General features: G+C 63.7%; 13 protein-coding genes. 1 reads left to right on the top strand and 12 read right to left on the bottom strand.

From position 1 onward, the window contains the following. From ACFHWW_RS27375 to ACFHWW_RS27335, 9 genes are all read right to left on the bottom strand, one after another. Positions 1-558, bottom strand: coding sequence for a hypothetical protein (locus ACFHWW_RS27375; protein WP_379942240.1), 558 nt, complete (start codon positions 556-558; stop codon positions 1-3). Next, positions 555-2642 (bottom strand): hypothetical protein, encoded by a 2088-nt coding sequence (locus ACFHWW_RS27370; RefSeq protein WP_379942238.1) that lies wholly within the window; start codon positions 2640-2642, stop codon positions 555-557. The genes ACFHWW_RS27375 and ACFHWW_RS27370 overlap by 4 nt, the downstream gene beginning before the upstream one ends. After that, positions 2635-3288, bottom strand: coding sequence for a hypothetical protein (locus tag ACFHWW_RS27365; RefSeq protein WP_379942236.1), 654 nt, complete (start codon positions 3286-3288; stop codon positions 2635-2637). The genes ACFHWW_RS27370 and ACFHWW_RS27365 overlap by 8 nt, the downstream gene beginning before the upstream one ends. A 75-nt stretch (positions 3289-3363) precedes the next feature. Beyond that, entirely contained in the window at positions 3364-3645 is a 282-nt protein-coding gene (locus ACFHWW_RS27360) for a hypothetical protein (protein WP_379942234.1), read from the bottom strand. A gap of 69 nt (positions 3646-3714) precedes the next feature. After that, positions 3715-4644, bottom strand: a complete 930-nt coding sequence (locus tag ACFHWW_RS27355; RefSeq protein WP_379942232.1) for a phage capsid protein — start codon at positions 4642-4644, stop codon at positions 3715-3717. Positions 4645-4805: 161 nt separating this feature from the next. Further along, positions 4806-5723, bottom strand: a complete 918-nt coding sequence (locus ACFHWW_RS27350; RefSeq protein WP_379942230.1) for a hypothetical protein — start codon at positions 5721-5723, stop codon at positions 4806-4808. Continuing rightward, positions 5720-6100: a hypothetical protein gene (locus tag ACFHWW_RS27345; RefSeq protein ID WP_379942228.1), complete on the bottom strand. Its 381-nt coding sequence runs from the start codon at positions 6098-6100 to the stop codon at positions 5720-5722. The genes ACFHWW_RS27350 and ACFHWW_RS27345 overlap by 4 nt, the downstream gene beginning before the upstream one ends. Then, the gene (locus ACFHWW_RS27340; RefSeq protein WP_379942226.1) at positions 6101-7717 is read right to left on the bottom strand and encodes a portal protein; all 1617 of its coding nucleotides are present in this window, start codon (positions 7715-7717) and stop codon (positions 6101-6103) included. Then, positions 7717-7929 (bottom strand): hypothetical protein, encoded by a 213-nt coding sequence (locus ACFHWW_RS27335; protein WP_379942224.1) that lies wholly within the window; start codon positions 7927-7929, stop codon positions 7717-7719. The genes ACFHWW_RS27340 and ACFHWW_RS27335 overlap by 1 nt, the downstream gene beginning before the upstream one ends. On the opposite strand from ACFHWW_RS27335, the gene ACFHWW_RS27330 reads away from it, so the two are divergent. Further along, on the top strand, positions 7928-8068 hold the full coding sequence (locus tag ACFHWW_RS27330) for a hypothetical protein (RefSeq protein ID WP_379942222.1): 141 nt from the start codon (positions 7928-7930) through the stop codon (positions 8066-8068). The two genes, ACFHWW_RS27335 and ACFHWW_RS27330, sit on opposite strands and share 2 nt — an antisense overlap. Before the next feature lie 236 nt (positions 8069-8304). Here ACFHWW_RS27330 and ACFHWW_RS27325 read toward each other — a convergent pair whose 3' ends face one another. From ACFHWW_RS27325 to ACFHWW_RS27315, 3 genes are all read right to left on the bottom strand, one after another. Then, complete coding sequence (locus ACFHWW_RS27325) at positions 8305-9906, bottom strand: hypothetical protein (protein WP_379942220.1); 1602 nt, start codon at positions 9904-9906, stop codon at positions 8305-8307. A 355-nt stretch (positions 9907-10261) separates the two neighbouring features. Continuing rightward, positions 10262-10981, bottom strand: a complete 720-nt coding sequence (locus tag ACFHWW_RS27320) for a hypothetical protein (RefSeq protein WP_379942218.1) — start codon at positions 10979-10981, stop codon at positions 10262-10264. Between the two features lie 541 nt (positions 10982-11522). Then, a complete protein-coding gene (locus tag ACFHWW_RS27315; protein ID WP_379942216.1) occupies positions 11523-11762 on the bottom strand; it encodes a hypothetical protein in 240 nt (79 codons plus the stop codon). Positions 11763-11880: the final 118 nt, after the last annotated feature.

Here is an 11880-nt window from a genome sequence, read left to right as displayed (position 1 = left end):
TCAATACCTGTCTGCCAGAGAGGTCGCGCCCTTGAGGCCGATCGTGAGCGCATCGAGCCTGCCCGCCGATCGCGCCCGCTTCGCCCGCTTGCGGTAATTCGCTTCCCGCTCGGTAAGGCGCGCGATGCGCGTCTGCTCGGTACCGACGTCGGTCGCGAGCGCTAGATCGCCCTCACGGAAGGCGTCGCTTCGCGCCTGTGTCGGCGTGCCGAACGACAGGTCGACGCCGGAAGCGGCGTTGGCGACGTCCTGTTCGGCGATGCGGTTCATCATCTCCGCCTTGATGCCGGAGCGGCGGTTGATCCCCTGCAGGGTTTCGAGCGGCTTTTCGCGCGCCGCGTCGTCGGCAGCCAGCTCCAGCTGCTCGGCATCGGCGTTGCCGGCGCCCAATGCCGAAAAGGCTGAGAAGACGGTTGCCGTTCCCTGCAGCAGCGAGGAGAGCGAGAAGCCGCCGGTAGCGGCGGCACCTGCCCCTGCCGCCGCTCCCGTCGTCGCCGCCGATGCTGCAGGAGCTGCAGGTGCAAAAAGGCCCGCAAGGGCCGCAGCAAATTCGGTCACAGTTTCACCCCCGGAATATAGTCGCGCACCCTTATCCGCCCTGGTCGCACCTGGCTGATCGTTAATGTCGGGTCCATGCAGGCACCGGCGAGGCCGGCAATCGGCTTGTGACCCGTGAAATTCTTCTTCGGCTGATCGAGATCTTCATTCGCCAAAGTCAACGAGACGTCGCGCACCGGCCTGCCGTTGGCGCCGATCGCGATCGAGGCGGTGTCTTCGAGATAGAGCCGGACGGAGCCGACCTTGCCGGGACGGCGCACAACATCGTCATTCTGGAGCACCTGCACATAGGGCATGCTTACGTAGAGCGGAGCGGCCCATATGCCGATCTTCGCCGGTCGCGAGGCAACACCCGTCTCGACGACGCCGCCGGCGACCGTGAAGGGGCCGTGGATGTCGTTGTCGATCAGAGCCCAGACCGTGCGGCCGTTGAGCGCCGAAAGCCCGCTTGCCTGCCCGGCCAGATCCGTCGTCACGCTGATTGCCATCTGGAAGAGATTGATGCTTTCCTCTTCGAGCACTTCCTCGACGATCGCGCCGTCCCGCTCGATCGTCAGCCACACCTGATCCTGTCCGTCGACGGAAAGGCCATGCGCCATACCGCCGCCGGCGATCGGCCATTCGCAGGCCGCCATGATTTCCTGTGTCTTGTTGATGACGCAGACGACGACGCGCCCGTCTTCGCGCAGAAGCCAGAGCCGGTCGCTCGGCATGCTTCCCGTCTTGTGCTGCACCCACATCGTCTTGATGTTCCGCACCAGGTCGGCCGGGTCGACCCCGTTGAGATCGTTTTCCGGGGTCGGCGCGAACATCTCGCTGACGGCGTCGTATGTGATCGAATAGAGCCGTCCGCCGTCGTTGGTGACGAAATAGACCTTGCCTTCGAGCTTCACCGGCTGGCAATTCTGCTTGATGCCGACTTCGATCGCATTGACCCAGTTCAGCGGCTTGTTGCGCTCGATCGTACGGTTCGAGGCGAAATAGACGCCCTTGTTGGTGAACGCGATCAGATAGGTTGCGTCCATCAGGTAGAGGATCTGCTCGCTCGTTTGCGAGCGCAGAGCTTCGAGGCGCGCTGCATTGTCCTGCTGCCCGGCAATGTTCAGGTCGAAATACTCGCCGATCCGCGACATGGCCGTGGCCGCCGTCTTTGCCTTCGGCGCGAAATAGCAGGCCCTGTCCTGAAACAGCGACATGCCGGCAAAGCCGCCCCGGCTTGCGGAAATCAGCGGCTCGCCTTCGGTCTTGCCCACCTGCGTATGGCTGGTGAGTGCCGAAGCGTTGGAGGTGTTGGTGATCTGCGCATCGAGCTGATATTCGGCCCCGGACAGGACACCGCCGAAGGTGATCGTGAACTCGGCGTATTCGCCCGACTGGCGCACAAAGGCGACAGTCACGCCAGAGGAGAACCCTGGCAATGTCGAGATTTCAGCCTGAATGTTCGCGGCAACGACGGTCATTCCGCCCCCATCGAACAGCGAAACCGCGTCTGTCGTGTTGCCCTCGACGGTAAACGCGCCGATCAGTTCCGAAAGACCGTCCGCCCACCGGATGTAAAGCGTCCAGATATCGTCCGTCTTCGTATAGCTACCGCCGAGATCCACTTCCGGCAGTTCGCCATATGGCCAGGCCGAGACCGTCCACGCGGTATCGTCCCAGGCATTGCGCAGGAGACGGATGCCATCCCAGAGATCCACATGCCAGATCCCGACCGTATTGGCCTCGCCGTAGAAGCGAAGATCCGGAACCATGGCGGCCGTGATCGAGGCCACCGCCCCCGTCGTCACCGTCGCGACCTTCACGACGTCGTTGCGCCAGATCTCGACGCGTCCCGGGGTGACGATCAGCGTGTAGGAGAGCGCGTCCGAGATCCGGAGAACCGCCTGGTTGCAGACCGTCGACGCACCCGCGCCGGCATAGCGTGATCCAGGCAGCAGCGTGAAGCCCGACTGGGGGATCGGCTCGAAACCGAGCATGCGCGAAGCGCCAGAATAATACTGTTTCAGGTTGACCTTGCCGAGCAAGCTCTTCGAGAGCTGCCCGGCATTGGCGCTGCTTTTCAAAGGTCCGGAGATCCTAGTCAAAGGCATACCTCCCCGCCCAATGATCGCGGCCACTGTTGAACCGGGCATTCGAAAGCGGTTCATCCCACGTTTGAGGATCGCCCTGGGGCTGGCTTGCCGCGTCCTGCGCCATCAGCCGGCCGAAGACGCCGCCGGCGCCGTCGCGCGACGTGGTGCCGAAGGCTTCAACCAGCATGTCGTCGCGCATCTGGCGGTCCTGCCAGACGGGCACTGCGAGGTAGGCGCCGAGCGCCGTAATGAAGGCCGCGCGCCATTCCGGCGGCCAGTGCGTCGGCGCGACATAGACGCGGCATTGCGACCAGACGTCGGCCTGGTCGCAGAAGAATTGCCCCGCCTCGAGGGTGAAATCGCGGATCGGGGAACGGCAACGAGCATCGGCGGCATACCTCAGAGGGTTGCCGATACGCCCACCCGGCAGCTCGAAGCCATAGGAAAAGCCATTTCCCGGCGTGGCCGAGAGCCGCGTGAGGCGGTATGTTTTCCGGGCGAAGCTCCAATAGTGCATGCCGAAACATCGGTCGACGACTGGCTGCCACACATGCTGGATCTGCTCGGCAAGCTCGCTGTCGTCGTCGATCGAGAACATCGGCCCGGCGCCGATATCAGTCAGCGCATAATTGATGATCGTAGCTTCGTCTTCCGTCATCGCCGTTCGCCAAAAAAGAGAGACCGCGGCCAGATTACGGGCCGCGGTCCAGCGTTGAGTGCGAAGCGAAGCTGATCAGTCGGCGGTGGTGTCGCCGGTGACATCGGTCACCGTGACGTCGCCGCTCGACGGAACGGTCGCAACCTTGATCCGGACATACTCGGACGTGCCGTCGACGTCGGCGACCGCGTTGATAATGGACGAGACCGAAAGCGCGGCACGGCTGGCATTGAAATAGCCGGCAGCCAGCATTTCCGCTTTCGTGTGGTCGGTCGCATAATCGAACGTGTGAACTTTTCGGTTGCCGGACAGCGTGATCGAATTCGAGCGCCGGAGCTGGGTAGGCACGTGAGCCATGGTGATAACCTCTGGACCTGAGAACGTTGCTGCTGAAATGGCGGCCGCCGCCGAAGCGGCGGAGCGCCGTTAGACGCGGATCGCCGACTTGATGGCGAGGTTGCGCACACGCTTGACGCCTTCCGGCAGGATGCCGATAGAGGCGCTGGAGAGCTGCACCTTGCAGACGTAGGGGGTGCCTTCATAGTCGGGCAGCGGTTCCATCGTCATGTTCTCCTGGTCCCACCAGGTTTCCGAGCCGATGGCTTCCTTCGTGTACATGAAGGTGTCGAGATAGCCGGCTCCGGTAAAACCAGGCGTGCCGGGCACGAAAGCGCCGGTTCCATAGGTGAAGTACTCGTCCGGAATGGTGAACATATGAACGCCGCGGAACGTCTTGCGGATCACCTTGCTCGCCTTGGCGAACGGCAGGTCGCTGGGGCCCATATAGTCGGAATTTGCGAACTCCTTGTACATCAGGAGCTGCGACATCCAGACGTTGGGGATCGGCCAGAAGACCTCATCATCGGATCCGGCGCCGGAAATCTGGTCAATCGCTTCGATCGCGTTCAGCAGGTCGACGCGCTGCGTACCGTCGCCGATCGTCTGCACCGCGTTCGGCGCATCGCTGAGAGCTGCGCCGCCCGTGGCGAAGAGATCCAGGGCGTCGAGCTTGATCCTATCCTTCTTCCGCCGCTGCGCTTTGGTGAGATCGTCGGCGAGTTTTGCCTTGAGGCTGGGCCCCATGCGCTTCTCGTCCTGCATGCGGAAATAGACGGCCGCCTCGTAGTCCTTCGTGACCAGCGTCACCATGTCAAGGCTGACATTGCTCGGCGAAACCTTGTTGATGGCGCCGGTCAGTTCGTACATCTCGACGCGGCCGCCCCCTACCGGGTACTTCACGGTACCGGCAGAGCTTTCGCCCTTGAGCATCGTGTCGTCGAGATAACCGCCCTTGGCCTGGTAGCGGGCACGGACGAGACCCTTAATCTCTTCGCGGAACCAATTGGAAACAGGCATGTGATAGACCCTCAAAGATTGGAGTGATGGACGAAATCACCGTGAGGGCCGATTAGCCGGAGCCGCCGGGTCCGGTGAAGGATAGCCAGCGGTTGTTCCAGGTCGCTCCCGTCCGGTAGCGCTTCGAATGCTGCCACCGGCCGGGAGCCGTTCAGTGCGGTCTATTCGCCAAAGATACGGCGGAGATCCGCTTGCAGCTGGTCGTAGCTCCTCTGATCGAACTTGGGGTCGCCCCATGTGTTCTCCGGAAGCGCCTGACGCCGCTGAATTTCGAGCTTGGGATCGACGCCGCCAGGCTGGGTGCCGCCAAGCGCGGGGCCGCCACCGTCCCCGCCGCCGGCGAGCTTGCGCATCGCCTCGAAGAAGCGATGCCCCTTGGAGCTATCGCCGAGCATAGCCTTGGCGAATTCGGCATCCTCTTTCGCGAGCCCCTTGGAGACCATGCCATCGACGAAGGCATAGTTGTCGTTCATCCGCTGCTCGCGCGCCCGTTGCTGTTCCGGCTCGGGCAGATGTTTCGCAGTGTCCGGCGTCAGCGCCTCCCGCTCTGCCTTTTCGTCGACGATGGGCTCCATCATGCCCATCTCATGAGCGACAGACAGGAATTCCTGTGTCAGGGCCTGGTATGCGGCAACCGGAACTTTCATTTCGAGCGCCTTGGCGGCAACCCGGCCGAAGAGAGGATCCCCCTTCAGCGTATCGAGATGCGGCTTGATCGTCTCCGGGATCTCGCCGGAGAATTCGCCATAGGCATCCGGCTTCTCGGGAACGCCGTTCTGGGCGTCGCGGGCGCGATAGCCTTCGAGGGCCTTCGCCATCTTGTCCATGGTCTCGTTCTGGTCCTTGCCGAGCAAATGCTCGGCAATTCCCTGCGGACGATAGAACTCTCCTCCGGCGGGCGGATCGCCGGCGCCCGCCGGAGGAGCATCACCCGCCGATGGAGCCGGCGGGTTTTCCGTGCCAGCGGGAGGAGGAGCACTGGCACTGGAAGGAGGCGCGCTCGCGTCGGCGGCCGGCGGTGCACCGCCACCGCCACCATCGGGCACGTTGAAAGTCAGGCGATCAAGAAAACGTCTCATTCTCCAGCTCCATTCTGGGTTTTCGATTGCATGAGCAGTTTTTCGCCGTGTGCGATCGCATTCAGGATCGCCTCGGCGAAGCCGTTGATGGCCTGGCGGGTAGCCGCCTGCAGGGCCGTCTGTTCGAAAGTGGCGCCCGTGAGGCGCAGCGGCTGCCGAATGGAGATGTCCATCATCCATTCGAACATCGCCTGCCCCTCGGGCGTGCGCCGAAGCGCCGCCATGAACTTGGCGACGTTGTCGGCCGGCTGCAGCTCACCCGCCTGCAGGAACGGCTTGAACAGTTCCTCGACGCCCTCCCAGCCATTGCCTGCTGCCCCTTGTTCGAGCAGATCCAACGGCTGCCCGGCTCGAGCCGGAATGAACGGTCCCGACACTTAAGCTGCCCTCCGCATCTCGGCGACGGCGACGTCCTTGATCGCGCCGGGCGCCTGCTTGGCCGCCTCGGCCGCCATCATCATCGCCATCTGCTCTTTCCGCCTCTCCTCGATCTGCACCACGATCGCCTGGCGTTCATCGGCATCAGGCACCAGGTCCTTGTCGATCTGGAAGCCGTCAGCGACGCGGTCGAGCACCGCGTCCTGCTTGATGTAGAGTTCTTTGGCCTCCGGTCCGGCGAAGGCCAGCACGAAATCGTGATAATTGGCGATCGCCGCGATTCGGTCTGCGTTCAATGCCGCCTGCATCGGCGATTTGACCTTCACCGAAACGAGGAGATCGTCGACCTCGCGGACCATCGGCAGCATGTTGAACTCGTAAAGGATCTCGGCGACGCGCGGCACGATCACCGGCATGATCTCGTTCACCAGGCGTCCGAAGGCGCCGATATGGATATTCGCCCGCTGCTGCAGCCGCGCCGCCATTTCCGAAGCGGAACGCGGTGTGCCCTCGTAATCCGGTAGGCGCGTGTCGAACATCGCCGCTTTGATCTGGTTTTGCAGGTCGCCAATCAGGAGCTGAGCAACGTTGAGATTGCCGCTCGCCGTGTCGAGGCGGGTGACATCCGCACCAAGCATGCCGCCGGTAGCCTGCATCGCCCAGAACTCTCCGGGGCCCAGTCTCACCGTGTTCGGGTTGAAGGTGCCGCCGGCACGATAGCCCCAGATGCCGAGCATGGCGATCGCGGCGCTTTTCAGAGCCAGCTCTTGCGCCTTGTTAACGGTCTTGATCGACGGCAGCGCCGTCAGCACGACACCCCGGCCATAGGCCTCACCCGGCACGCGATAATAACGGGGAATGGCGATCGGCTGGGTTCGGTACCGCTCGTGCCACAGAAGCTCGGTCGAGGTGTCGAGCAGCACCCCAAAGTGCCAACCTGCGCGCGGATCCTTCCACCAGGTCTGGTGGACCGTGTACGTATCCGACGGCTTAGTGACCGCCTTTTCCTTGAAGTCAGCCGGAAAGCGGCCGGCGGGCCATGCATCGACGATCTGGTCGGCCCGCATCGTCGTTTGCCAGTCGACGAGATCGACCGCGCCGAACCCATCGGCCGAGATCGCCAGCTCGTCGAAGGGAAGGCAGGCAAAGCGGATCGGTTCGTTTGGTGATTTGCCCTTGACCGGCAGCAACGCGCCGGTACCGACCGCCAGGTCGACGCACATCTCGTGGATGGCCGTGTCCCAGTCGCCCGCCAGGAAGAAGGGATGGATCAGGGTCGAGGTACGTGCCAGTTCCCGATCGAAGCGTTTCTTGTCGTCGGCCGAGAGCAACATGGCAGCAAGCGGGCCGGTTTCCAGCTCGAAAGCCGGCTGGCCGGCCGGGAAGAGATCGCGCTGCAGGTTGCCGGCGAAATACATCGCGGACATGGGAGCCGTCATGTCGAACAGCCGATCGGGCTGTTGGGGCCGCCCGTTAGCGCCGCCAGAGGGACGCCGCATCGGGATCGCATAATCGTAGGCGTCCTGGTAGATCCTAGTCCAGCCCGATCGGGCGCCCCAGGTATTGGTGACCCGCGTCCGGTGCTTCTGGATGTCAACGCGAAAATCGCCCTGCATCAGGCGAGCGTCCCGGCAAGAGCCTCGGAACCATCCTCGAAGAGCCGGCGGCCGCGAGGCGCCCGACGCGTCGCGGCAACCGCCTTGTCATTCCGGTTCAGCTCCGCAAGCTGGCGATCGTTCGCCACCTGCTGGAGCTGCCGGCTCTTCTCCGCTTCCCGCTTGGCACTGTCGTCGCCGCCGCCGAACAGGTTCTTCACGACACCGCTCATGACCATCCCCTTCGAAAATCCATTCTTCGCCCGCGGGCGCGAAGCCCGTCAGGTGCGCCATCCGCGTTCCCGTCCGGTTGCCCGGCATCACGCGGCAGAACACCACGACGCCATGATCGGCGATGGCCTTCAGCGTTGAGTGCGCCAGCTTGCAGAGTTTGCCGATATGAGCGCGAGCCGCCGGACGGATGACCAGGCAGAATTCCCGACGCCCCTCCCGATCGGGCACCAGATAGGCGACGGCTAGCAACTCGCCGTCGTGAAAGATCGCAACGCTGTCGCCGTTGTTGCGCATCCAGATCGCCGCCTTACGCGCGAGCGCGCGCCCGCCCGCGCACGTGAGGCAGTCCGAATAGTCCGCCGGCGACTGTACCGTCAGACGTCCCATACGTTGAAGTCACCCGGCCGCGACTGTGTCTCCTGACGGCGTTGCCGTTGCGCCTGCAGGCTCGCGACATTGGCCGGAAGCGCAGCCTGGGCGGCCCTGGTGATGACATTCGCCAGGCCGCGATAACCGAGGATCCGGTACTGCTCGGCATCATGCGGGTGCGAATATTCGTTCTTCACGACGGCGAGTTTGTCGGTACCGCTGGCGCTGGCGAGCTTGGTCAGCTTGTAGTGCGCAGCGAAGCCGCCGACGATCTTTTTGCAGCGTGGATCCACGAGATAGCGCGGTGCCAGGCCATCGATCATTCCCGTGAGCCCCCAGCGCACCGCCTCTTGCCGGATGCCCGGTTCGTTCGAGGGCGCCGGATTGATCGGCATGCGCACGATCTCCTGCACCGTGCGCACCCAGTTGAACTCGCCGGTCACTGTGTCGCCGCCCATGAAGGCGGCTGGGTCCGCCCAGATCCCGAGGATCGGCAGGCCGGAGAAGCGCTGCAGCAGCAGCTCGATCAGCAACGTGCCAAAGCGCGACGGCCCGGTACCGGGTTCGGTGACCAGCTCGGCGAGCAAACGGTCCTGTCCGTTCGGTTGCGGCTGGCCGATCGTCGCGGCCGGCGAGCCGCCGGCGTCGATGCCGATCGTCAGGCCTAGGCCCGGCGTCGGATCGATGTTCTGCTGGGAGACGTGGATCCGCTGATTGAACTCCGGGTAGACCGGCTTTCCGTCCTGGGCGTAACCCGGAAGCCCGTGCACCATGCGCCGCACGATGTGTTCCGGCTGCGTCTTGGCCTCCAGCTCGTAGGAGGAGCGCGGCTTTCCGATCGGGTTTTCCGCCTCAGGGTCGAGGCCACCCGGCTGGTGGAAGAAGTTATAGGCCGGGTTTTTCTTATCCTTGTGCTCGCCGTAGCCGCAGTTGACCAGGAGCGGATGATCGATGTCCGGCGGGTTCATGTCGCCGAAGAACACGCGCGGCAACACGATTTCGCCGTCGGCGACCGTCAAGCCCATCTTGCGCATTGCTTCGCGGCCCTCACGGGAGACGCGCTCAAGCTCGCGATCGGCGATGTCCTTGACCGGCGGAAAGCGCCCGGTTCGCTGAAACATCAGGCCCGGCACACGGCTATCGAGCAGATCGACTTCGTTGCCCCAGCCGGCCGACAGCTCATAGCCCTTGATGTAGGCCTCGACGTTGTGATCGCCGACGGCGCCGGTTTCCAGCATGAAGTCGACCTTCACCAGGTCGCGGCCGCGCAGCACCTCGAAATGCATGCGATGCTTGATCGGCCGGTCCTGGCCGCCCTCATAGCTCACCTGAAACGGGTTCCCGATCGGGAACATCTCATGCCACGAAGCGAGAGCCGTTCTGGCGAAGTCGCGATAGGTGTCACGCACCACGGCGATCTTGAACCGCACCCAGCCGTCGCGGCAGACCGGCATGTATTCGCCGGCGAGCCGCACCGCCTTCTCGCAGCTCGCCACCGTCTTGCCCGAGCCGGCCGGCCCCATGATGATATCGATCGGCCCGCGAGCCCGCGAATAGGCCGCCGCCACCGGCCCGGCCGGTTTGCGAAATTCAACGTTGAAACCCATAACCCGATACCCTTGCGATCTGGCGGGGCCCCGCGCCCGCGCCCCTCCGGTCCAAGTAAGGTTAGGTTCGGCCGCCAGCAGTTCAGTCGGGCAATGGCAAAAGGCTCGTGTGTGTGAGACACGAGGCCCATACGGGGGGTTCGCTGCTGGATTTTCAAACCGCTCGGCCCGCGCTCGCGCCGCCCGCCCGCGACGGCACCCCCTCCTGGGGGCGACACGCCAGCCGGTTTCCCGCCGGAAATCGGCCCGGGCTGGAATGCCGCCAATGATTTATCATCATTCGCGGCCTAGCGATTTCAGGGACTTAGGCGGGGAAAAGTCGGATTGCCGAATGTCGGACGGACGGCCATTGATTTTATTGGCCTTTTTCGCCGCTGCCGACCGGCCGGAGATCGAGCGTTTCGCGCGGCCGCTCCGCCTCCGGCATCTCGCCGAACACCATGAAGCCGCGCACGTTCTTGTCGACCTGTATAGCCTGCGGCTTCTTCGGGTGGAAGTAGGGCATCAGCTCGGCATTGGCGTCATCGATCATCTGGGTCGCCTTCGCCATCAGGCCGATGACTTGGTCGCGCGACAGCAGCCCCTGACTGACGGCCGCCGCCAGGTAGGTGTGCGGATCGAGGTCCGGACGCGGCGGCAGCGCCGACAGCTCCAGCGCCAGCCCCACCGGACTGGCGTTCGCAAGGTCCGCGAGGTTTAAGGCCGGATCGCGGTAGCCCATGGATAGCAAGTAGTTCGACAGATCGGCGGAGCGCTTGTTCTGGCTGCCGGGAGGCCTTCCCCGCCCCCGCTTGGCGGCATCCCTGATATTCGCGACATGCGCCACGGGGCCGCGAAAGAGACAACCGGGCTCATCCTCGTCGAACAAGAGCGATGGCTGCTCGGCCTCGGGCTCGGCGCCGGCGAGCTGCTGCGCCAGGCCGGCCATCGCCGCTTCTGCGATCGCTTTCGTCGCCCCGACCTTCGCCGCGCGGTCCGGATCCACGTCGAGGCCCGGCCGATCGCCCGCGCCGGATTTTTCGGCCGGTGGGTGTGCCACTAGAAGCCCCTGATTTTGCTGGTTTTCGTCGCTCACGGCTATTTCCCTATTTCTTTATTCCGGTTACCGGCGTTGGCCGAATTCCGATGCCGGTAACCGTTGCGGCAACCGCGATCTACGAATGATATCAGGAGTTTATACCCCTTGGTTACTCGGTTACCGGTTACCCGTTTCACGCCTAATGCGCACGCGCGCGCGTGAAAGAGCCTATATTTCTCGGTAACCCGGTAACCGACACAACAACCCCCTGATTTCGTTGATGGATCGCGGTTACCGCTGCGGTAACCGATGGGTAACCGGTGGTAACCACCCGCACCCGTCGCGGCAGACGAACCGCCACGGCCCATGCTGCACACGTTCCCCGGGGCGTTAAGTGCCCGCGCCTCAATTCCGCTGACATCTCGTGGCGAGCCCGCAAGGCGGACGCGACTAGCGGTCGCCGATGCCGCTCGCTGGCTCCGACGCTGGCGCGGGCTCCGCTTTTCTTCGCTCCGGGGCGGGGGAAGAGGGTTAAGTGTGAATGGGTCGATTTGGCGGAAACAGCGCCGCAATCAGAACAGGGCGTGGGCGCTAAGCTTTACGGTTTGGGCCCGGGAGCCTGGAGACGCAGCTCTATGTTCTTGCCGCCGCATTTGCTGCATTTGATGTGGTCGGCGACATAAAGCTCGTGATCGCGGCCGAGCTTGTCGACGAAGGGCTGCACCGGCAGAAGGCCACCGCGCTTGCACTTCAGGCACCAGACATTGAAGCGATAGCCGTCGTCGAGCATGTCGCCCAGCGTCTCAATGACGACGGTCCCGTTCGGATAGACAGTCATCGGCTACCTTCCCTGAAATTCACGCTGGGGCGGCAGATAGGCGAGCAGCGGGGCGCGGGCAAGGGAAGATAAGGAAAAGCCCGCCGGAGCGAACTGGCGGGCTGCTATGGGGCCTCGA

It is taken from the genome of Sinorhizobium sp. P24N7, assembly GCF_042436655.1.
Taxonomy (GTDB): domain Bacteria; phylum Pseudomonadota; class Alphaproteobacteria; order Rhizobiales; family Rhizobiaceae; genus Sinorhizobium; species Sinorhizobium meliloti_A.
The sequence above is the reverse complement of the archived record's forward strand: the minus strand, read 5'-3'. Positions and strand labels throughout refer to the sequence as shown.

Coding starts and splice junctions, on each gene's coding strand:
- ACFHWW_RS27340 (WP_379942226.1), bottom strand. CDS start 7,717: ATGCAGGGCGATTTTCGCGTTGACATCCAGAAGCACCGGACGCGGGTC.
- ACFHWW_RS27330 (WP_379942222.1), top strand. CDS start 7,928: ATGACCATCCCCTTCGAAAATCCATTCTTCGCCCGCGGGCGCGAAGCC.
- ACFHWW_RS27325 (WP_379942220.1), bottom strand. CDS start 9,906: ATGGGTTTCAACGTTGAATTTCGCAAACCGGCCGGGCCGGTGGCGGCG.
- ACFHWW_RS27335 (WP_379942224.1), bottom strand. CDS start 7,929: ATGAGCGGTGTCGTGAAGAACCTGTTCGGCGGCGGCGACGACAGTGCC.
- ACFHWW_RS27365 (WP_379942236.1), bottom strand. CDS start 3,288: ATGACGGAAGACGAAGCTACGATCATCAATTATGCGCTGACTGATATC.
- ACFHWW_RS27315 (WP_379942216.1), bottom strand. CDS start 11,762: ATGACTGTCTATCCGAACGGGACCGTCGTCATTGAGACGCTGGGCGAC.
- ACFHWW_RS27350 (WP_379942230.1), bottom strand. CDS start 5,723: ATGAGACGTTTTCTTGATCGCCTGACTTTCAACGTGCCCGATGGTGGC.
- ACFHWW_RS27360 (WP_379942234.1), bottom strand. CDS start 3,645: ATGGCTCACGTGCCTACCCAGCTCCGGCGCTCGAATTCGATCACGCTG.
- ACFHWW_RS27355 (WP_379942232.1), bottom strand. CDS start 4,644: ATGCCTGTTTCCAATTGGTTCCGCGAAGAGATTAAGGGTCTCGTCCGT.